The sequence below is a fragment of the Streptomyces sp. NPDC014894 genome, from assembly GCF_043080985.1.
GTDB lineage: Bacteria > Actinomycetota > Actinomycetes > Streptomycetales > Streptomycetaceae > Streptomyces.
This window is the reverse complement of sequence record NZ_JBIBWD010000023.1, coordinates 55,715-74,751: the sequence shown is the minus strand read 5'-3', so window position 1 is coordinate 74,751 and position 19,037 is coordinate 55,715. Positions and strand designations below refer to the sequence as shown.

Sequence of the window (19,037 nt, the reverse complement as noted above, 5' to 3'; positions counted from 1 at the left end):
AGGGTCGAACAGGGTTCGGAGTAGGTGATGACGGGGTGCTTCCGTGTGTGCTTCAAAGTTAGAGGCTAGCTTGAGACTGGAATGACAGTACACCACCTATGACGGAGTGGAAATATGAGCTGGGGAATGGTTGTGAGAGGGATTAGGGGATGAGTAGTGAACGCAGGGGAATTGAGGGTGGCGGGCGTAAAAATTGGCGGATGAGGAATGGGCGAGACACGCGTGAGGGTGCGTTCGCGCATGATCGGCCGAATTGGTCAGGGTGGCGTTCGAGTGCGGATGGGGATGCGGGCTGCGCGCGGTGGTGTGCCGGTGAGAGGTGCCGTCGGTTGACGGGCCCGAGGTTCCGCGGTGCGCCTTCGCGCGCGCGTGTGCGTCTTAGAGATAAAAGGGGCCCGCGTGGAAACCTGGTCTGACCTGGGGTTTTGTGTGTGGCTATGTGTTAGCCCTGACACATCGACCTGCGGTTTTGTGCCTCGTCCGACACAAGAGCACGGGATTTGGCCCTGGAGAGAGGTACAAATCGCGTTCATGCTGGTCAGGTCCGCATTCGGACGGGATGGGGCGGGAGTCGATGTGTCGGCGTCGACACCAAGGGGCCACGCCGACAGGGACAAAGGTCCCCTTGGGCGGGGACAATCTGAGCTAGGGTTCCGGGAACCACGCAAGATCGAGCAGCAGGAGCCAGGGTGGCCGGGGAAGCGAGTCGCTCCACGAGCAGGGGCCGGCGGTCGGTGAGCGGTGGTGAGCCCGTGACGTCCCCGCTGGCGGACACCTTCGCCAAGGCCCTGGACCGGACACCGCCGGAGCGCGGTCGGCCGGTGAAGTCGGCGAGCGTTGAGTACAAGTACCGGGAGCCCCACGACGCCTGGGGCCGCAACGGCTACAGCATGGTCAGCAACGACTTCCTCGCTGACGTCCTGGCGGTGCTGGTCGCCCGGTACGGGATGTCGCCGGTCCAGTCCGCCGTCCTGCTGTTCTGCATGGGCCGCCAGGTCGAGGGCCGCCTGAAGATCACCCACATCAAGGTCGCCCGTCACCTCGGGGTGGAGCGCGCGAACGTCACCCGGGCGCTGGGCAGCCTGGAGAACTGGCACATGCTCCAGCGCCGGGCGAACTCGGTCATCGTGGTGAACCCGCTGATCTGCTTCAAGGGCAACGGAGACCTCCAGCGCGAGGCCCTGGACCAGCTGCGGCAGGACGTCAGGGCCGCGCTGAGGAAGCACTACCCGGAGATGCGGGAAGATGTGCTCGCGCTGGAGCAGGCGGCGAACGAGAGCTTCCCGGAGTTCGCCCGGCCGGCCATGCCGGAGCCGCGCACGCGGCAGCTGGCGTTCGGCGACAACGACGTGGAGGAGGAAGCATGCTGATCCAGGCCACCCTCGGGGTCGCGCAGCTGCACCACCTGGAGCTCTCCAAGGCCGCCTACGACCTTCTGAGCGCGATGATGGAGGTCCAGCGCCCCGGCGGCGAGGTGAACGCCTCACAGGCCGAACTGCGGGCTCGCGTGGGCCTCAGCAAGAACCGCACGTCGATCGCCATGAACCAGCTCGTCGAGCGCAACGTCGTCCTGCGGCCCGAAGGCCGCTACCGCAGCTACTTCATCCACCCCTACTTCGCCGGGTACACCAGCGTCGAGGAGATGGAGGACGCGCTGCGCGAGGCGACCGAGGCAATCCGGTCCGGCGATCTGGCCGCGCCCGCGGTCCCCACCCCGGAACGGCACCTGTCCGCCGTCCCCACCCGCCGCAGTGCCTGACCCCGGGCCCGGCCCGGGCGAGTTACGCGACCTCGCCGCCGAGGCGTCCGCCGCCGTCGCCGAGGCCGCCCGCCGCGGTGACCAGATCGGCGCCGACCGGTTCGCCGGACTGCTGCTCCGGGCGGGACGGACGGAGGGGCCGGTGCTGCTGTCCACGGCCTGGTCCACCGGCACCATCACCGCCGAGACCCTGTCGGTGCATGTCGGCCGGGTGTGGAGCATGGCCGAGTACCCGGACGCCGCCCTCGACCGCCCGGTCTGGACCGCCCTCTTCGCCGCAGCCGGCTTCACCGTCGACGGGCACCCCGCCGAACGCCCGACCGCCCCGGTCCCGCTCTGGCGCGGCAGTGTCCCCGAACGCCGCGCGGACTGGTCCTGGACCACCCGCCGCGCCGTCGCCGAGGGATACGCCACCGGCACCGGCGCCCGCCGCCCCCGCACCGGCCGCCTCTACCGCACCCTGGCCCCGCCCTCCGCGCTGCTCGCCTTCAACACCAACCGGGACGAGGACGAGTACGTCCTCGACACCACCGGACTGACCATCACCGAAGCACCCCTCACCGGCCCGTAGCGGCGCAACGGTCCGGCCGAGCAGCACCCGGAGCAGCAACAGCAGCACCGGCAGCCGGACCCCAGTGTCAACGCTCTCCGGCAGCAGCACACCGAACAGCACCAGCAGCGCCAGGAGCGGCAGCACCCACTGCACGAGCAGCAGCGCAGCGGCCTGCCGAGCAGCAGAAGCAGCGCCCCCCCTTGCTGCACAAGCAGCACCGCGGCAGCAACCGTGCTGCACCGCGTGCAACAACAGCAGCAGCGCCCCGGGGCCGTTGTGGTTCCGGGGCGCTGCTCGGGGTCTGGGGAGGCCCTACGCCTCGACGTAGGCGACGACCGTGATCGTTCTGAGGGCGGTGACGTAGTAGATCACCCGGACGCCCTCGATGTCGTCGGTGTAGTCGCGCAGCAGGGTGTCGGGGACCGGTGTGCCGATCTCCGGGTTGGCGCTGATGGCGACGACCGCGCGGTCCAGGCGGTGCGTCTCCGCGGGGTTGAGCTTGTCCAGCTGGCTGAGCGCGGGCTCGACGATGACGACGCGGGCGCGGCGCGGGCCGTGCTCAGGCGACACGGCGCTCCCCGGCGGCCAGGCGCTCCAGGTGGGTGTCGCGGGCGGTCTCCCACAGCACGCCGGTCTCCGGGGCCGGGTAGCCGTTCGCGGCGATGTCCTCCAGCACGGCGACCAGGACGTCGACGCGGGCGCGCTCGCTCGCGGCGTAGCGGCGGACCGAGGCGGCGGCGTTCTCGTCGAGCCGCTGACGGTCGGGCACGGGCGGGGTGGCCGGCTGCTCGCTCATCCAGGGCCTCCAGGCGGTACAGGGGCGTCGTGTCCGTTCACCGTAGCGCCGGGCACGCCCCGCGCGGGACCGTACCGGCGAACCCCGGCGCTCCGGGCTTCGCCGGTGGCCAGCGGGCCCGGGTCGGCGGTTACGCAACGAGACGGAGAAGGGCGTGGGCCGGGCGCCTTCCCGGGAGCGGGGTGTCACGCCGCCGCAGGCCCTCTGAGACGGGTTCGGGGCCGGGATTCCCGGGCGGCCCCGGCAGCGTGACACCCGGCGTGACAGCGATTCCGGGCCTCCGTGACACGGAGACCGTGACAGCGTGACAGTAACCCTCAGTGAACACGGAGGGGTGTGCCTGCCGCGTACCTCTCAGGCTCCCAGCTCTCCTCCGAGATCGCGGTTCCCTGGGGAAACGCCGTCCAACCTCCCAGGCATACCGCGTTAATCGGGCATTCGGGCTCCCAGGCTCCCAGCTCACCGACACCAGGCTGGGAGCCTGGGAGGTCACGCGCGGTCACCTCCCAGCAGGCGCGGACGCGCGCAGGGGCACTGGGCGCACGCGGCGCAGCCTGCGCACTCCAGGCAGAACGCGGTCGGCTGCGGTCCGGGTCGTCGTCGCCGGGGTTGACCGTCTCGCCGACCGGGGGCTCCGTCCAGGCGTGGACCGTGCAGTCGGCGTGGAGTTCTTCGTACCGGTGCCCGATCGTGGAGTACTCGGCCCGGACCGCCACCGGCTCGCCGCTGTTCACGGCGTACCGCTGTCCGTATCGCGGTCGGCGAGGGCCCGGGTGAGCCAGTGGGCGAGGTCGGTGACCGCGTCCGGGTGGGCCGCCGCCAAGAGCCCGGCGAACGGCACCTTCTCGTCGCTGACCGGGGCGCCGGTGGTGGCGAGCGCGGCCAGGAGCTCGGCGCGGGCCGAGACGTTGTCGGGGAGGCGGGTGATCGCGGCGTCGAGGGCGGCCGGGTCGGCGTAGCAGCCGGTTCGGGTGGCGAGCGCCTGGGCGAGCCAGCCGTCGACGGCCTGCCCGGCGTCCCAGGAGCGAGCGTAGATCTGCTGGTGCAGCCGGTCGTCGCCGTTCTGCGGCAGGACGGTGTGCAGTTGCCCGGTCAGGGCCAGGACCTCCAGCTCGTCCAGTCGGTCGGCGGCCCGGCGGTCCGCGTCGAGCGCGGCCCGGGCGGCGAGCTCGGCCTGGACATGCGGGTCGGCGTCCGGGTCGTAGGTGACGACGCCCCAGTTGAGGACGTCCTCGATCCGGCGCCACTCCCCCCACTCCTCCGAGGCCCGGCTGCCCGGCTGGATGGGCGGCCCGGCCCGGAGCCCGTCCAGGACGGCGACGACCTCCGGCAGCGTCATCCCCCGGGCCCGCTCGCGCACCGCCGCACGGCCGGCGGCGGCTTCCTCCCGCCTCTGCCGGAGCCGGGCGCGGGACACCTGGCGGCCCTGCTCACGCATCTGATAGCTCATCGGTCATGCCTTTCGTCGGGCTGTGCGGGGCTGTCGGCGGCCTTGGCTGGGCTGGTCGCCGGGGAGGAGGGGCGGCGTTCACTGGGTGTCCGGGTCGCGGGCCGCGATCCAGGCGGCGAGCGCGTGGGTGGCGGCCGGGTCGGCCTGGGCGAGGCGGGCGGCGAACTCCAGCTCGCCCTGGGCCGGGGCGCCGAGGCGGGCGAGCGCGGTGAGCAGGGCGGCGTGGGCGCGCACTTCCACGGGCAGGGAGCCGGCGGCGGCCGTGCGCGCGGCCGCATCCGCGTAGTGGCCGGAGTGGTCGGCGAGCGCTTGGGCGAGCCAGCCGTCGACCGCCGTGGCGTGGTAGTCGCCGCGCTGGACCAGGACGTCGCGGGCCGTCTCGTCCCCGGGCCGGCTCTTGACGGTCCGGTCGAGTCGGCCGGCTGCGGCGAGCTGTTCGAGTTCGTCGGCGCGGGCGGCGATCTGCTGCTGCTCCTGGAGGCGCTGCCGCTCGGCGTCTTCGGCTCGACGGTCGGCGGCGAGCTCGTCCTGGACGACGGCGTCGGCCGCCGGGTCGTAGACGCCGCCCGCGGTACCGAGGAGCTGGGCGATGCGCCGCCACTCGGCGATCTCGGCCGGGCCGCGCTCGTCGTCGGCCAGGTCCTCGCGGTCGCGGTCGAGGTGCTGCTCCAGCTCGGCGTTCTCCAGCGCGGCCGCGGCCTCGGCGGCCGTCATGCCGGTGGCACGCCGCCGGACCGCGGTGCGGCCGACCTTCGCCCAGTCCATCGGTCGGCGGGGCGCGGCCGTGCCGGGCGCCGGGATGCGCGGGCGTCGGCGGGACCAGGGAAGAGGGGTGCTCACACGGGCCTCCCGATCGTCACGGAAATAAAGACGGGAATTCAGGCTGCCGCGTCGCGCGCGGCAGCCCCGGACAGATTTATAGCAGTCCGTCTTTTCGTGCGGGTCAGAACTTTATGTTCAGCCATTCCACGTCGGAGAATCGGACCTCCAGGCCCGCACGGCCGCCGCCGCCCTGACGGAAATAGACGTCCGCGATGGCCTCCGCGACCGCCGCCTGAAGGTCGCTGTCCGTCGCTCCATGCTCCTGTGCGGCGAGGATGGCGGCGGCGTGGTGGGCGGGGACAGCGACCATGATGTCCCGGACCCGACCCGCGTCCGAGGTGCCCTCCGGGCCGAAGCCGAAGAACGCCCGACAGGAGATGACCATCCCGCCGGAAGATGCGGCGCTCTGCCTGGCATGGGCTCTGACCTGCGGTTGCCACTCCGACTCGGTCTCTTGAGCCAACGCCTGGCGGAGGCGCTTGTTCGGGGTGGTCGAGGCGCCGGCGAGGTAGCGCTGCACCGTTCGCGGGGAGACGCCCAGACGGGCCGCCACCTTCTGGGTGGAGCCCTTCTCCCGCGTGCGAAGGAATTTCATCCGGGCCCGAGCGGATTTCGGGACGGGCCGGGTGAACAGGGCCCGCTCCGCGCGAGCGATGCCGTCCAGGATCTTGGCGCGGGTCCGGGCCGCGCGCTTCACGTCGTCAGCAGTCATGTGATCAGCAGGCCCGATCCGGCCTGTGGACAGAGGCCGACGACGGGGCGCCGTACGTGCCGGTCTGACCTGATCAGACTCCGGGACGGACAGACCGCCCCGACCGTTACGGTCACACCAAGACCAGTACCAACCTGTCCAGGAGACGTAGTGATCCCAACACAACACCCCTACGAAGCGAACTACAAGCAGGAAGAGAACGGCCGCCCGGTCTACAGCAGCAAGCCCGTCATCGCCTGGGACGACGAGGGCCAAGCGCTCGTCGTTGATGAGCGCAGCGGTCGACTCGTCCCGGCGAACAACGGCCGCACCTTCACCGGACTCGCGGAGGGCGGGCACCCTGTTGTCGCCGCCATCCCCGGGGGTGGCTGGAGCGCTCGGTACAAGGAAACGGACGGCACGTTCACCGTGGACCCGCTGGTGGCCTGGACCGTCCGAAGCGACGGCACTCTCACCCCCATCGACACCGACACCACCGGTCTGTGCGATGCCGTCACCGCCATGAGCAACTTCGATGGCCTCGTTGCCCCCGGAGCCGAGACGCGGACGGCACAACAGGACAGCTCGGCATGACCAGGCTGTTCTTCATCCCAGCCGCAGCCTCCCGCTCGCTGTCCGGCGTCATCCGCCGGCGCTCCCGTCGCACGGCGGCGGACTGACCCAGTCGGCACGAGGCCGGGCCCAGGCGTCAGAGCCAGGTGGACGGCTGGCTCCACCAGCTCGGTCTGGACGCCGGTCTGACCGGCATGGAGGCCCTGCTGGAGCGCTACCGGGCCACGACCAGGCCGACGGTGTAGCGGGCCGGTAGGCTGCCTGACGTCTGGTCCCCGGCAGCTCGAATGCTGGGGACCAGACGTCTGTGCGTGGGCGGGGCTACAGGTCGATCCGGATGTGCTCCACGTCGGTGAACTCCACCCCGAGGCCCTGGGCCCGGGAGTTGTTGTCCCGGAAGTACATCTGGGCGAGGCCGTCGGCCGCGATCTGCTGGAGCTGCCGCTCGTTGGCGCCCTGCTCGCGGGCGGTGAACAGCCGGTCGGCGAACTCGGGCGGCAGGGCCTGGGTGATGTCGCGGATCCGGGCGTCGTCGGTGGTCCCCGCGGCTGCGGTGAACCCGAACCGGGCGCGGGTGGAGACGACGATGCCGTCGGTGGAGGCCGCTTTCTTCCGCGCCTTCGCCTTGATCTGCGGCTGCCACCGCTTCTTGACCTCGCCCGCCATACGGGCCCGCAGCTCCTGGCGGGGCCGCTTCAGCTGCCCCTTCACATACCGCTCCACGGTGCGCTGGGAGATCCCGAGCGCCTGCGCGACGGCGCGGGTGCCCTTGAGCTGCTTGACCAGGTACTTCATCTGCGCCTGGGCACCTTTGGGAGCGGGGCGGGTGAACGCCCCCTCCAGCGCGTTGTCCAGGCTGTTCCCGATCGAGTCGGCCATCGTCGGCTACTCCCCTTCTCCGGCGGTCGGGTCGGTCTTGATCAGGTTGGAGATGTTGAACACGCCGCCGCGTTCCTCGAACTGCTGCTCTGCCCACAGGACGGTCTGGGTGCCCTGGTGCTTGACCATCCCGGGCGAGACCCCGAGCCGGAACGTGCCCGGCACCGGCTTGCCCTCGGGCGTGAGCGGCAGGATGTCCAGCGGGGACGGGCCGGGCGAGGGGTAAACGATCGCGTCGGTGCCGATCGACGTCGGGTAGAGGCCCGCCGCCGCGGCGGTCTTCAGCAGCTTGCGGTGAATGCCGACGCGCTGGCTCGCCAGCACGGCGGCCCGGATGTCCGGGCGCCACGTCTCCCGATTCAGCGCCGGATAGGGCTCGTAGTACGGCACCTGACCACGGGAGCGCTGGCGCAGCTTGCCGATGCCGCCCTTCGCCGTCGCCTTGATCGCGGTCTCCAGCAGCGCCATCGTCGGGTCAGCCTGCTTACGCCGTCCCATCGCCTCCAGAAACTCCTGGCCCGTCAGGGTGGTGGTGACGCCCATGTCCGCCATCGTCGCCACGTAGGCGTCGCGGAGCCGCTTGTACCAGGGGTCCAGGTAGCGGCCGGTCTGGGTGCGGACGTACGCCTCGATCGGCGCGACGTCGAACCCGAGCTCGACCGCGTAGGCGACGGTGGGGGTGGCGTACCAGGCCGGGCCGGTGGGGCGTTCGCCCTTCGGCGTGAACGGGCTGGGGAGCCGGTCGCCGTCGACCGTGCGGCCGCCGATGTCCACGCGGGAGAGGTCGACATGGCTCAGGTCGACCAGCCACGAGCCCGGCAGCGACGCATCGAACGCCGGGTTGTTCGTGAGGTGGGTCGGACCGTTGAGACCGACCACGAGGCCGTTCGCGGCGGCGGCGAAGGACATGTTGAGGTCGATGGCCACCAGGTACGGATTGGCGCACTCGTCGTCGGTCAGCGGGCGGCACCAGTCGTAGGGCTCCTCCATCAGCATCTCGGCCGCGGTGCGCAGGTGGTGCCGGGCGAACTTGCCCTTGAGGACCGGGTGCTCGTCGGGCACCTCGCACTCCACCACGTCGTACACGGCGGTGAGCGCATCGTCGTTGAACGCCCGCTCGAACTCCCCCGTCGCCGGGTTCTTCTCCGCGCGGGTCGGCGGCCGCAGCGCCGTCATCAGCTCCAGGCCGGTCGTCGCCGTGGAGCCGCGCGGCGTCGTCACCCGCGCCGCGTACAGGCCGAGATAGCGGGCGAGGTCGGCCGGGTGCATCGCCGGCAGCTGCGGGTCGTCCTTGCGGTCCCACTCGCGGACGTCCAGCGCGTTCCAGGGCAGGACACACAGCTGGACGCACCGCCGCCGCGCGCCTTCCGGGTCGCGGTACAGGCGGGCCCACGGCCCGAAGCCGCGCTGGGTCATCTGGAGACCGGCCCGCTCGATCTGCTTGACCACCTTGTGGCCGGAGGGGAGCCGACCGGCCTGCCGCTCCTGGTCGGAGAGGGCGGCGGGAAGGCCGTAGCGCTCCAGCGCGGCGGCGGTGAGGACGAGGATCGGGTCGGCGTCGCGGCCGTTGCGGTGCAGCCGGGCCTGACCGAGCCGGGCTTCGGCCAGCGTCCAGTCGACCAGTGCCGGGATCGACTTCGCGGGGACATCGAGGACCAGGCCGCCGACGCAGTACGCCGACACCTGCCCGTCGGCATCAGCGTCGATGACCGCGAGCGGCCCGTTCTCGAACCGCGGATCGACCGGGGCCGGAGCGGCGGCGGGCTTGGCCGCGGCCTTCTTCGCGGCCGGACGCCTCGACGTCGACGGCCTGGTGGTCACCGCCGGACGGGACGCTGCGGTGCGGACGACGGGAGGCTGCTGATGGTTCTGTTCAGTAGCCATGGCTGCGGCATCCGGCGCCGAGCCCGTGGACAGTTTCCGCGGTTCGGCGGACCCGGCCTCGCGCCGCACGGGCGCGGTGGAACCGGTGAACGTCCCGGACACCGGCGACGGAGCGGGAGCAGCGGCGGCCGGAGCAGGCGGGGGGTAGAGCTCGGCCAGCTTCTCCAGCAGGCGCGCGTACGCCTCCCGCTGCGGCGGCCGCGGTTCGGTCTTCCCGGACTCCCACGACACGATCGTCGGCCGGCGCACCTTCAGCGCACCGGCGACCTGGTCCTGGGTGAGGCCGTGCGCCTTGCGCAGCCGCTCCCGCTCGGACGGCGGGGGGAGCGGGGACTGCCCGGCGATCAGGGCGTCGACCGCGTCGAACAACTCGGACATGAAAACACCTCCTACCCAGAATCATAGCACGGATCAAACATTAGCCGTACTAGTCGCGAACTTCTTGCGTACATTCAGTATTTCGAGGGTTCTGAGGGCTTGCAGTGGCATGGCTGCCACAACAGATGGAGGGGCGGGTGGAACATGAGCCGGTCACATCCCGTCGGCGAGGAGCCCGCTCGTGTCCGTCCCGTTCCGCATCCGCTGCTGCCTGTGCGTCAGGAACATCCCGCTCGCCGGGGACGCCCACCTCCTGGACGCCGAATGGCACCGCCGCTACCCGGAGATGACCGGGACGATCGCCTGCGACCCGTGCGCCACCCGGACACCCTGGACCTGCACCCGGCGCGGCGTGTTCGTCGACGGCCACATCCCCTCACCCAACGAGGGGCCCGACATCGACGCGTGGAGCCACATCCTCCGATCGGGCACCCACCGGGCGATGGTGCTGATCAACCCCCGTTCGGGACTCCTCCAGGGAGCCGAGCCCTACCTGCGGGACGTGACCGCGCGCCGGGGAACCCCACCCGAGAACGCGGCGCGGCTGCGCGCCCTGCTCCAGGAATGGGACACGGCCACCGGCTCCCGCCCGGCCGCCGGCGTTCCGTTCCTCGACTGCGGCACCAGGGCGGGCGCGGCATGAGCGTGACGGTGTTCCCGACGACGACGTACACCGTGTGGACCGAGGTGAAGCCGGTGCACGGCCCCGGGCCGTGGTGCCGCTACGACCAGGCGAACGAGGACGCTGATGAGGGCGCCGGGTCCCACTACGGTGAGATGGTCCTCGAAGACTGCCACGACACCCCGGCCGCGCTTGCCCGCATCTGGCTGCACGAGGCCCTGCCGGACATCATCCGAGAGCAGGACGCCCGGCGGCACACCGCCTCGCACCCCTACGACGACGACGTCCCCGAGCTCCTGGTCCGCGTACGGGTGTGGCCGGACGAGGACACCAGCGGCGAACCCGTCGCCCTGCTCCAGGCAACCGGAGAGGAAGTGGAGAAGGTCCGGCTGAGCAACGCGTGCCAGGAGATCACCCGCGCCGAAGCCGCCGTGCGGGAAGCATGGGACAGACTTCACCGGCAGATCCTGGACTCCAGCGACGCCGGCCTCGCCCCGGACCGCATCGTGCGCGCTGTCGACAGCCGCGTCGACGCGGACGCGGCCGACCGGATCCTGACCGGGCACGCCCTCGCCCGCCGCGTCCGGGACCGGCTGACCGCCCTGGGCGAGCAGCGCGCGACCGCGTGGGCCGACCGGGCCACCGGGACGGTCCGCACCCGCCTCTGCTCCACCCCGGCGCACGAGCACTACTCCGAGACGCTGATCAGGGGATGGGACTGCATGGAGGTCGAGGAACCCGGGAAACTCGAAGAGGCCGCGGCGATCCACACCGCCGACCTCACAGACGCCCAGGCCCTGCTCGACACCCTCGCCGCCCACTACGACGTCCTCACCCCGGCCGGCGCTCCGGCCACCGCCGAGTTCCTCACCCCCGGCCCGTTCCAGTTCAACTCTGCCGTGGTCCAGCCGAAATCCAGCACCTGACAGACCGGATCGACCGGGTCCGGGCGGTCAGCCGCGTACCTCGCGCAGCCAGGCGTTGAACGCCGCCCGGTAGCGGGGGCCGGCCGGATCAGGGACGGTCACGCCCCCGTTCGGTACGGGCTCCGGGCCGCCCCCCGGCCGCCACAGAGGCCCGAGCGGCGAGTAGGCCGCGGCCGTTCCGACGGCGCTGCCGTCCCACCAGGCGACGGTCAGCCCGGCTGCGGCGAGCGCCGGATCGTGGCAGGCGTCCACGAGGGTCCAGCGTCCGTCGATCAGGACTTCGGCCGCCGAGTGGACGTCCTCGCGGGACCGGAGCAGAGCGACCTCGGCGGGCTGATCGGGCAGGTGGTAGAGCCACCGCACCCGCCGCGCCGGACAGCCCAGTGCCCGGAATCCGTCGACCAGGTACGCCGACTTCGCCAGGCAGTCACCCCGGCCGACCGGGAACAGGCCGGCGGCAGTGTGCGCGCCGTCGGTCGCGTACGGGACCGCCCGCACCCGCTCGAACAGCCCCATCCGCTGCTCCCGCTCGCCGGGCGTGGTCACGCACTCGCCGGAGGGGGCGTCGGGTCCGTCTCGTCGTTCTGCTGCGTGCTGTCCCACATCTGCTGGCCGAGGAGGTACATGCCGACCGCTCCGCCGAAGGCGAAGGCGCTCCAGCCAAAGGTGATGAGGACGATGTTCGCGGAGCTGCGGTCGTGGCTGTAGAGGACGCCGTGCGCGGCGATGTAGAGCGCCGGGAACCAGGCGACCCGCCAGTACCCGGGGTCCCGACGGCGGTTGGGGATGCGCCAGGCCCGCATCGGCACCAGCGCCATCCCCGTCACGAACAGGCCGTAGAACTTCGAGAACACCACGTTGTCGATGAAGCGTTCCCCGGCGCTGAACCCGACGAACGCCGTCACCATCAGGAAGCAGACGGCCGGGATCCCCAGCCCGAGCACATGGCCGCGCATACGAGCCGCAACCGGCATGTCTCTCCTCACCCAGTCACCCCAGGACCCGTCGTCGTGTCCCGCTGCCGCAGATCATGGAACGGCCCGGGTGCCGGCGCACGGGCAACACCCGGCCCTGCCCGATTCCTCACCCGCGATGGCCGGAAGCCGCCCGCGCGGCCGGGAACACCGGGGGCGCGCGGCAGGGTCGTGCGCCTGCTGCCCGAAAAAAGTCCGGCACCCCCTGAACGTTTGGTGCCTCAATGCGATGAGCTGATCGCAGAACGTGTTCGCTTGTATGGGCGACCGGTGATCGGTGGAGGGCCTGTGAGTGGGGAATGGACGGAAGTGCTGTTGCTGGTGATCACCGTCAGGGTGTTCGCCCGGGACGCGGTGGCCGGGGGCCGGCTGCTCCTGGGTGCCGGGGTGAGGGCCGGGGCGCAGCAGCTCGCCCGGGAGGGCCGGCGGGCGGCGGCGCCGTCGGAGCAGCGGGCAGGGGATGTGTGATGGCACGGGTGCCGCTGGATTTCCAGGCGTTCTACCAGACGTATCACCGCCCCTATCTGCGGTACGCGCTCCTTCAGGTCGGCGACGAGGAGACGGCGCTGACCCTGGTGGAGGTGGTCTTCGCGCAGCTGCTGGAGGACTGGCCGAAGGTGCTGCGGGAGGCCAGCGTCCAGCGCTACAGCTACTCCGTGCTGCGCCACGCGATAGCCACCCACCTCGCCCTGTCCCGGCGCTCCCGCGCCCTGGTGGAGACGGCCGTGTTCGAGAAGGTGCGGGTCGTCGTGCGCCGTCAGCTGGAGGTGATGGAGTCGGCTCTCGGTCTGTATGCCGCCATCGCCCGGCTGCCCGAGAGGCAGATGGACGTGATCGTGCTCCGCTTCGTCCTCGGCTACGACATGAGCAGCACGGCCGGGATCATGGGTATCTCCACCGGGACGGTGCGCTCGCACCTGCACTCCGCCCGCCGGCGCCTGGCCGACGAGGTCGGGGTGCGGTGGGACAGCTGGGAAGCGGAGGAGATCGCGTGAACCGCAAAGACGACCGCCTGGTTCGGGCGGATGAACTCCTGCGGGGCGCGGAAGTGCTCCAGGACGCGTTCGCCGGCCTCGACAGCGACGCCCTGCTGGAACGGATCGCCCGCCGCGCGGCGCGCAGCTGCCCACCCGGCGACCCGATGCGCGGGGAGCACCCGGCATCGGCCGGTGAACCGGCGTCGGCGTTCTCCCGCCCGCGGCCGGGCCCTGCCGGAGCGCCTCCCCTCTACCGCCGGGCCGCGGCCCATCTGGAGACACTGTCTGCGAAGGTCGTCACCACCCCCGACACGGTGGCGGCGATGAGCCACTTCGACAACGCACCGCGCATCGACCCGGCCGGCGCCCTCACCTTCGCCTGCCTGCTCTACCTCTCCGACGCCGCCGAGGGCGCCCAGTTCTGGTGGCAGTTCGCCGCCGGTGCAGGTGTCGCGACCGCCGCGTACTGCCTCTACCTCCACCACACCCAGTGCAGCGAGACCGAAATGGCGCGCTTCTGGTTCGACCAGGCGCACCGCCTCCACCACCACACCGGGGCCGGCCTCTACCCCCGCATCGACATCGCCCCGCCCCAACCGCTCACCAGCGGCCACTACACCCCCAGGGCCCTCGTCACCGCCACAGTCGCCTCGGCCCCCCTCGACCTCGACGCGGACATCACCGACCCGGCCCTCGGCAGCGGCGCCTTCCTCAGCTGCGCCGTGGAGCGCATGAAGCTCGCCTACGGGATCCTGCGCCTGAACATCGACACCGACGACGACTACGGACCCGTCCCCCGCCCCGACCCCGCGCTCGCCGCCGAACTCGAAGAACACATGGCACACCACTGAGAAGAAGCCCGGCTCGCCGACAGGCGGCGAGCCGGGCTTCCGGAGGTGCAGTCAGTGGCTGTGGAGGATGCGGACGGCGGTGACGACCAAGTCGAGTCCGGTGGTGACGTAGTAGCGGACCACTGCCCCGGCGATGGTCGCTGTGCGGCGGTCCCGCTCCTGGGGGCTGCCGGCCGGGTCGGATCCGTGGCCGTACGGATCGGTGCCGAGGGTGCGGGCCATCTCCCTCTCGAACCGGGTCCGGAACTCGGCCGGCATGGCTTTGCGGGACGCGGCGGCGAGGCTGCTGTACTCGATCCGGTAGCGGCTCACCGCCCTCCACCTCCACCGTCGTCATCCATGCTGTCGTGCTGGGGGATCGAGTCGCTGTGGTCGCCGGCCTTCAGCCGGGCGATCACAGCGTCCTCCTCGGCCAGCGCCTCCGGCGGCAGCGCCCAGTCCGCGAGCACCTGCGGCAGCTTGGCCGCATGGGTACGGGCGACCACCAAGTCGAACTCTTCGGCCCTCTCCGGGGCGAGGGTGGCCCGGATGCCCTCTATCGTCGCGGGGATCTCCACGAACTCACCGCCGATAACGGTGGTCCACGTCGCTCCGCCCACCGGCTGGTTCATGACCCGCCCCGTTCTTCCCGCACCTCGGTCTGCCTGCTTCGCCACGCTACGCCGTCCGCCGCGGGGGCCGGCAGGGCGTGAAGGGACGCGTCGGAGTGAACGGGCGAACTGCCCGATGACCCCCGCCTCACGCGGCAACTGCCGCATCGGTGTCCACTTCGAGGGTCGCGAGGTGGAGGGTGCCCTGGGCGACGATGGCGGCGGGGCCGGTGAGGTACATGGTGTCGTCGGGGAGTACGGCGACACGGAGCCGGCCGCCGGGGGCGTCGACGAGGTAGCTGTCGGCGGCGGCTGTCCGGCCCGCGGTCCGTACCGCGGCGATGGCGGCGCAGGCCCCGGTTCCGCACGCGCGGGTCTCCCCGGCGCCGCGTTCATGAACCCGCAGTCCGATGCGGCCGGGGCCCCGGAGGACGGCGAACCCGATGCTGACGCCGTGGGGGAAGGCGCCGGCCGGGGTGACGGCGGGAGCGGTGGTCAGGTCGCCCGCCTGGCCGAGGTCGTCGAGGAGGACGACGGCGTGGGGGTTGCCCATGTCGACGTGGAGGGCGGGCCAGGTGCGTCCGGCGGCGGTGACGGTGATGCCGTCGGGTCCGGGCAGTTCGGGGCGGCCCATTTTGACGGTGACCTCGCCCCGGAAGCGGGTGCTGGGGTGGGGGATGTGGACGTGGCGGGTTCCGGCGCGGGTGGCGATGGGCAGTGCTCCGGCCGGACTGAGGCCGGTGTCGACGAGGTAGCGGGCCAGGACGCGGATGCCGTTGCCGCACATCGCGCCGACGGTGCCGTCCGGGTTGCGGTAGTCCATGAACCACTCGGCCTCCCCCGCCATGGAGGCGGCCTCGGGGACGGCGGTGGTGTGGACGGCGCGCAGGATGCCGTCCGCGCCGATGCCGGTGCGCCGGTCGCACAGGCTTCTCACCATCTCCCCGGTCAGCCGGAGGCGGCCCGCGGGGTCGGGCAGGATCAGGAAGTCGTTCCCGGCTCCGTGGCCTTTGGCGAAAGGATGCGGTGGTCGTGTCATGGGCGGCTCTTTCGTAACTCGAAGCGGAGCCAGGCGACCTGGTGGCCGTCGGCGCTCCGCAGGCCGTAGGTCGCGCCTAAGTCCAGGACCGCGAGCAGGTGCAGCCAGCGGGGGACGAGGGCGTCGGTGAGGTCGGTCTCGACGCGGACGGCCCCGGTTTCGGTGATGACGCGGGGGTCGTGTCCGGTGAGGGCGGCGAGCTGCGCGACCGCGGAGCAGATCTCGGCGGTCTGGCGGTCGTAGCTCACGGGACTCGCATTCGCTCAACGTCGATAACGCAAAGTGAATCAAGTTAACTAGCTTCTAGCTAGTGGACTAGATTGTCAATCCGTACAGGTCAGCAACACGGCTGAGGAGCGGGATGGTTGACGCCGGCTCGGAGAAGGCCGCCCCGTATCTGCGGGCGGCGGCCGTGATCCGGGACAGGATCGCCGACGGAACCTGGGCCCCGGGCGACCGCCTCCCCTCCCGTACCGAACTGGGCGACCAGCTCGGCGTCGGGGAGAACGTGATCCGCCGCGCGCAGGAACTCCTCATCACCCAGGGCGTCCTGGAAGGCCGGCCCGGGGCGGGCACCTACGTCCGCGCCCCGTTCGAACGCCGCTCCCTGCCCCGCATCCCCCAGCCCGGATCAGTCGGCGCCGTCCCTCACGGGCCTGCTCCGGCCGGCTTCACCGGAACCTGGGAGGCGGACAGCACCGCCAAGGTCCCCGCCCCGCCTCAGATCGCCGACCGCCTCGGCGTGGAGCCCGGCGAACTGTGCGTGCGCACCGTGTACGAGTTCCTCACCGACCGCCTGCCGGTGATGCTGGCCACGAGCTGGGAGCCAATGGCGGTGACCGGCGGCACCCTCGTGGTCCTGCCCGAGGGCGGCCCCTACGCCGGACACGGCGTCACCGCCCGCATGGCACAGCTCGGGATCACCGTCGCGCGGGTGGTGGAGCGGCCCCGGCCGGTCCACGTCGGCCGCGACCAGGCGCAGCTCCTCGGCATCGCCGCCGGGGCCCAGGCCACCCTGATCGAGCGCACCCACTACGACACCGCCGGCCGCCCGGTCGAGACCGCGGACCTCCTGGTCCCCGCGGACCGCTGGGACATCACCTACGACATCACCCTGTCGCCGCCCGGCACCTGACCTTCCGTTCACCGGCGCCGCGGACCGGCCGCCGCCGGGAACGAAGGGCCCGGGGCCGGCGGGCAGACGGAACACATGAATAGCCGTGCGGCCCCCGAGGGGCTGCTGGAGGGGGAGGTTTCTTCATGCCTGGACAGCGCCGGAGCCCGGCTGCCGGGGTCCTGGACACGCTGGGCTCGCCCGCGGTCGGCGCCTTAATCGGACTCGCCGGACTCATCGTCCCCGTGATCGGCTGGGCCGCCGAGCACGTCAACCTCAAAGTCCTGCTCATCGTCCAGGGCGGGCTCATCCTTCTGCTGGCCGCCGGGCATCTGTGGATGCGGAAGGCATACATCCACCTGCGCCGGGCCAATAACCTCAAGGCCATGGACGACTCCGCGTACTACGACCTGGTCCGCTCCCGCCTGGAGCGCGAGCTCATCTCCGACTACAGCGAGATCGCCGACGGCCACCTTCGCGTCTACGCCGGCGAGGTGCCCCGCCTGTCCGCCCTGCTGGTCAAGACCGTCACCGAAGCCGCATCCGAGCCCCAGCGGATCCTCGCCGCCGACCTGACCACCGACCCGACACTCCTGGCCCGGCGCCGCGAATACATCGCCGCCAACCGCCGCTTCACCGAATCCGGCGGCACCATCAACCGCCTCTTCATCGTCCGCAGCACCGACCTCACCACCCCGGACTTCGCCCGAGCCCTCCTGGACCTCGTCGGCAGCCACCGCGACCTCGGCGTCACCTGCGGCCTCGCCGTCCGCGACCGCCTGCGCGCCGACCAGGCCGTCGACGTCGTCATCTTCGCCGCGGCCGCCGCCCTGGTCGAGGAGGAACAGGGCGACGCCGACTACCAGCAGGGACGCAGCTCCGTCTACTTCAAGGGCGTCGAACGCTGGGCCGACCGCTTCGACGAGACCTGGGGCCAGGGCGCCGACTCCGCACCCCGCACCCTCCAGACCTACGAGAGCGCGATCCGCCCCATGCTCGACGCCGGAACCTGGGACGAGAGCCGCGCCACCACCACGGTCGACGGCCTGTAGGAACTCGGGTGGCCCGGCCGGATGTCTCCGGCCGGGCCACCGTCATGACCGGGGGCGTCCTGCCCGGCCCGGCAGGACGCCTGCCATCCCGCAGACACCGGCCCAGGGCCGGCTCGTCCACCCTCTTTTCCGCCGGCGGCTACTTGGGCTCGGGCCCGGTTTCCTCGGCGTTCCGCAGCTTGATCACTTTGAGGCCGGCGAACCGCGCCCGCATGCACTGGCCGGTGTCGTAGGTGATGAAGGTGACCGGGCTCGCCGCGAGCGCCTGCGCGGCCAGGGCCCGGTCCACGATCTCGTCGTCGGTGATCGGCAGCCGGACGTGCCCGGGCGGGTCGAACAGCATCTCGATGCTGACGCCCAGGTTGAATGATCCGTCGGGCCGGACGCTCTGCGTGCGTATCGTCGCCGGTTCGTCCCGCATAACGCGCTTGTCGAGGAAGCCGAGGGTGTGAGCGGCTCGCCACCGCACCTCGCTCTTGCGGTGCTGCTTCAGGTTGTCGAGTTCGTCGATCACGGCCATGGGGAACAGCAGGCGGGTCTCGCGGGTGCCGCCGTCGCCGAACTCGGCCAGATCTGCTATCTCGATCTTGTCCGGGTGCTGGATGTAGAAGCTGGTGTCGGCAACGAGCAGGTCGATCGTGTCGTTCCAGGATGTGATCTTCCGGTCAAGGGCGTCGACCGCGTCCCGGAAGGTGGCTGCGCACTGCTGGAGTTCGAGGTTAAGCAGCCCGTTCACGATTCTCCGGCTGTCGCCCTCGGTCAGGTGTCTGCCCTGTTCGAGGAGGATCTGGTGCCCGCGGGTGAGGACGAGCCGTTCGATGTCCTTGCTGCTGATCTGGTTCCCGAGCGCCTGGAGCGCGTTGGTGGACCAGTCCAGGTAGGCGACGAGGCGGTCGGCCGCGTCGTGCGGCCCGGCGGTCCACAGGTTCGTGACCTTGGTGCACTGGGTGCTGAGCTGGCTGCGGAGGTGGTCCCGGCCTACCCCGGGACGAGGTGTAACGAGCATCCCCAGATCATGGCAGCAGGCCGGGATGCTAGGACGGGAGAAGCCTCAACAGCTCTGAGAACGCGGAACGCCACTGCCTGCGTGCCCGTTTCAGTCTGGCG

Annotated in this window: 25 protein-coding genes; 11 read left to right on the top strand and 14 right to left on the bottom strand. The window is 71.4% G+C overall.

Translation table 11 applies throughout. The annotated features are described in order from the left end of the window. Nucleotides 1-752: 752 nt before the first annotated feature. Genes ACF089_RS34445 through ACF089_RS34435 form a run of 3 tightly spaced genes read left to right on the top strand, consistent with a single transcriptional unit; the run spans nucleotide 753 to nucleotide 2,330 of the window. On the top strand, nucleotides 753-1,370 hold the full coding sequence (locus ACF089_RS34445) for a replication/maintenance protein RepL (protein ID WP_392035677.1): 618 nt from the start codon (nucleotides 753-755) through the stop codon (nucleotides 1,368-1,370). Further along, on the top strand, nucleotides 1,364-1,759 hold the full coding sequence (locus ACF089_RS34440) for a hypothetical protein (RefSeq protein ID WP_392035674.1): 396 nt from the start codon (nucleotides 1,364-1,366) through the stop codon (nucleotides 1,757-1,759). Before ACF089_RS34445 ends, ACF089_RS34440 begins: the two co-directional genes overlap by 7 nt. Beyond that, nucleotides 1,752-2,330, top strand: a complete 579-nt coding sequence (locus tag ACF089_RS34435; protein WP_392035671.1) for a hypothetical protein — start codon at nucleotides 1,752-1,754, stop codon at nucleotides 2,328-2,330. Before ACF089_RS34440 ends, ACF089_RS34435 begins: the two co-directional genes overlap by 8 nt. Nucleotides 2,331-2,624: 294 nt before the next feature. Here ACF089_RS34435 and ACF089_RS34430 read toward each other — a convergent pair whose 3' ends face one another. The 5 genes from ACF089_RS34430 to tpg (ACF089_RS34410) all read right to left on the bottom strand — a co-directional run bounded on the left by ACF089_RS34430 (nucleotide 2,625) and on the right by tpg (ACF089_RS34410) (nucleotide 6,077). Then, nucleotides 2,625-2,882, bottom strand: a complete 258-nt coding sequence (locus ACF089_RS34430) for a hypothetical protein (protein ID WP_392035669.1) — start codon at nucleotides 2,880-2,882, stop codon at nucleotides 2,625-2,627. Then, nucleotides 2,872-3,108, bottom strand: a complete 237-nt coding sequence (locus tag ACF089_RS34425; RefSeq protein ID WP_392035665.1) for a hypothetical protein — start codon at nucleotides 3,106-3,108, stop codon at nucleotides 2,872-2,874. Before ACF089_RS34425 ends, ACF089_RS34430 begins: the two co-directional genes overlap by 11 nt. A 730-nt stretch (nucleotides 3,109-3,838) precedes the next feature. Then, nucleotides 3,839-4,558 (bottom strand): hypothetical protein, encoded by a 720-nt coding sequence (locus ACF089_RS34420; RefSeq protein WP_392035662.1) that lies wholly within the window; start codon nucleotides 4,556-4,558, stop codon nucleotides 3,839-3,841. 78 nt (nucleotides 4,559-4,636) lie between these two features. Next, nucleotides 4,637-5,398, bottom strand: a complete 762-nt coding sequence (locus tag ACF089_RS34415; RefSeq protein WP_392035659.1) for a hypothetical protein — start codon at nucleotides 5,396-5,398, stop codon at nucleotides 4,637-4,639. A gap of 103 nt (nucleotides 5,399-5,501) precedes the next feature. After that, nucleotides 5,502-6,077 carry a telomere-protecting terminal protein Tpg gene (gene tpg / locus ACF089_RS34410; RefSeq protein ID WP_392035656.1) on the bottom strand — a complete coding sequence of 192 codons (576 nt, stop codon included), beginning with the start codon at nucleotides 6,075-6,077 and terminating at the stop codon, nucleotides 5,502-5,504. Nucleotides 6,078-6,242: 165 nt separating this feature from the next. Here tpg (ACF089_RS34410) and ACF089_RS34405 point away from each other — a divergent pair, with 165 nt between their 5' ends. After that, nucleotides 6,243-6,665, top strand: coding sequence for a hypothetical protein (locus ACF089_RS34405; protein ID WP_392035654.1), 423 nt, complete (start codon nucleotides 6,243-6,245; stop codon nucleotides 6,663-6,665). A 300-nt stretch (nucleotides 6,666-6,965) separates the two neighbouring features. On the opposite strand, the gene tpg (ACF089_RS34400) is transcribed toward ACF089_RS34405, so the two are convergent. After that, complete coding sequence (gene tpg / locus ACF089_RS34400; RefSeq protein ID WP_392035652.1) at nucleotides 6,966-7,523, bottom strand: telomere-protecting terminal protein Tpg; 558 nt, start codon at nucleotides 7,521-7,523, stop codon at nucleotides 6,966-6,968. 6 nt (nucleotides 7,524-7,529) lie between these two features. Further along, a complete protein-coding gene (gene tap, locus ACF089_RS34395) occupies nucleotides 7,530-9,785 on the bottom strand; it encodes a telomere-associated protein Tap (protein ID WP_392035650.1) in 2,256 nt (751 codons plus the stop codon). A gap of 181 nt (nucleotides 9,786-9,966) precedes the next feature. On the opposite strand from tap, the gene ACF089_RS34390 reads away from it, so the two are divergent. Beyond that, a complete protein-coding gene (locus ACF089_RS34390; protein ID WP_392035648.1) occupies nucleotides 9,967-10,428 on the top strand; it encodes a hypothetical protein in 462 nt (153 codons plus the stop codon). After that, nucleotides 10,425-11,333 (top strand): hypothetical protein, encoded by a 909-nt coding sequence (locus ACF089_RS34385; RefSeq protein ID WP_392035646.1) that lies wholly within the window; start codon nucleotides 10,425-10,427, stop codon nucleotides 11,331-11,333. The genes ACF089_RS34390 and ACF089_RS34385 overlap by 4 nt, the downstream gene beginning before the upstream one ends. A gap of 27 nt (nucleotides 11,334-11,360) precedes the next feature. On the opposite strand, the gene ACF089_RS34380 is transcribed toward ACF089_RS34385, so the two are convergent. After that, entirely contained in the window at nucleotides 11,361-11,879 is a 519-nt protein-coding gene (locus ACF089_RS34380) for a transglutaminase domain-containing protein (protein ID WP_392035644.1), read from the bottom strand. Further along, complete coding sequence (locus tag ACF089_RS34375) at nucleotides 11,876-12,307, bottom strand: hypothetical protein (RefSeq protein WP_392035642.1); 432 nt, start codon at nucleotides 12,305-12,307, stop codon at nucleotides 11,876-11,878. The genes ACF089_RS34380 and ACF089_RS34375 overlap by 4 nt, the downstream gene beginning before the upstream one ends. A 288-nt stretch (nucleotides 12,308-12,595) precedes the next feature. Here ACF089_RS34375 and ACF089_RS34370 point away from each other — a divergent pair, with 288 nt between their 5' ends. The 3 genes from ACF089_RS34370 to ACF089_RS34360 are packed head-to-tail and all read left to right on the top strand — an operon-like array spanning nucleotide 12,596 to nucleotide 14,135. Beyond that, entirely contained in the window at nucleotides 12,596-12,775 is a 180-nt protein-coding gene (locus ACF089_RS34370) for a hypothetical protein (RefSeq protein WP_392035640.1), read from the top strand. After that, nucleotides 12,775-13,302, top strand: coding sequence for an RNA polymerase sigma factor (locus tag ACF089_RS34365; RefSeq protein WP_392035637.1), 528 nt, complete (start codon nucleotides 12,775-12,777; stop codon nucleotides 13,300-13,302). Before ACF089_RS34370 ends, ACF089_RS34365 begins: the two co-directional genes overlap by 1 nt. Next, nucleotides 13,299-14,135 carry a hypothetical protein gene (locus tag ACF089_RS34360; RefSeq protein WP_392035634.1) on the top strand — a complete coding sequence of 279 codons (837 nt, stop codon included), beginning with the start codon at nucleotides 13,299-13,301 and terminating at the stop codon, nucleotides 14,133-14,135. Before ACF089_RS34365 ends, ACF089_RS34360 begins: the two co-directional genes overlap by 4 nt. Nucleotides 14,136-14,186: 51 nt before the next feature. Here ACF089_RS34360 and ACF089_RS34355 read toward each other — a convergent pair whose 3' ends face one another. The 4 genes from ACF089_RS34355 to ACF089_RS34340 form a co-directional block, all read right to left on the bottom strand. After that, the gene (locus ACF089_RS34355; protein ID WP_392035631.1) at nucleotides 14,187-14,447 is read right to left on the bottom strand and encodes a hypothetical protein; all 261 of its coding nucleotides are present in this window, start codon (nucleotides 14,445-14,447) and stop codon (nucleotides 14,187-14,189) included. Then, on the bottom strand, nucleotides 14,444-14,746 hold the full coding sequence (locus ACF089_RS34350) for a hypothetical protein (RefSeq protein ID WP_392035628.1): 303 nt from the start codon (nucleotides 14,744-14,746) through the stop codon (nucleotides 14,444-14,446). Before ACF089_RS34350 ends, ACF089_RS34355 begins: the two co-directional genes overlap by 4 nt. 127 nt (nucleotides 14,747-14,873) lie before the next feature. Next, nucleotides 14,874-15,764 carry a diaminopimelate epimerase gene (gene dapF / locus ACF089_RS34345; protein ID WP_392035625.1) on the bottom strand — a complete coding sequence of 297 codons (891 nt, stop codon included), beginning with the start codon at nucleotides 15,762-15,764 and terminating at the stop codon, nucleotides 14,874-14,876. After that, a complete protein-coding gene (locus tag ACF089_RS34340; protein ID WP_392035622.1) occupies nucleotides 15,761-16,012 on the bottom strand; it encodes a hypothetical protein in 252 nt (83 codons plus the stop codon). Before ACF089_RS34340 ends, dapF begins: the two co-directional genes overlap by 4 nt. A 113-nt stretch (nucleotides 16,013-16,125) precedes the next feature. On the opposite strand from ACF089_RS34340, the gene ACF089_RS34335 reads away from it, so the two are divergent. Further along, entirely contained in the window at nucleotides 16,126-16,899 is a 774-nt protein-coding gene (locus ACF089_RS34335) for a GntR family transcriptional regulator (protein ID WP_392035620.1), read from the top strand. Between the two features lie 125 nt (nucleotides 16,900-17,024). Continuing rightward, nucleotides 17,025-17,930 (top strand): hypothetical protein, encoded by a 906-nt coding sequence (locus ACF089_RS34330; protein WP_392035617.1) that lies wholly within the window; start codon nucleotides 17,025-17,027, stop codon nucleotides 17,928-17,930. 139 nt (nucleotides 17,931-18,069) lie between these two features. On the opposite strand, the gene ACF089_RS34325 is transcribed toward ACF089_RS34330, so the two are convergent. Continuing rightward, nucleotides 18,070-18,936 (bottom strand): PIN domain-containing protein, encoded by an 867-nt coding sequence (locus tag ACF089_RS34325; protein ID WP_392035615.1) that lies wholly within the window; start codon nucleotides 18,934-18,936, stop codon nucleotides 18,070-18,072. Between the last annotated feature and the right edge of the window lie 101 nt (nucleotides 18,937-19,037).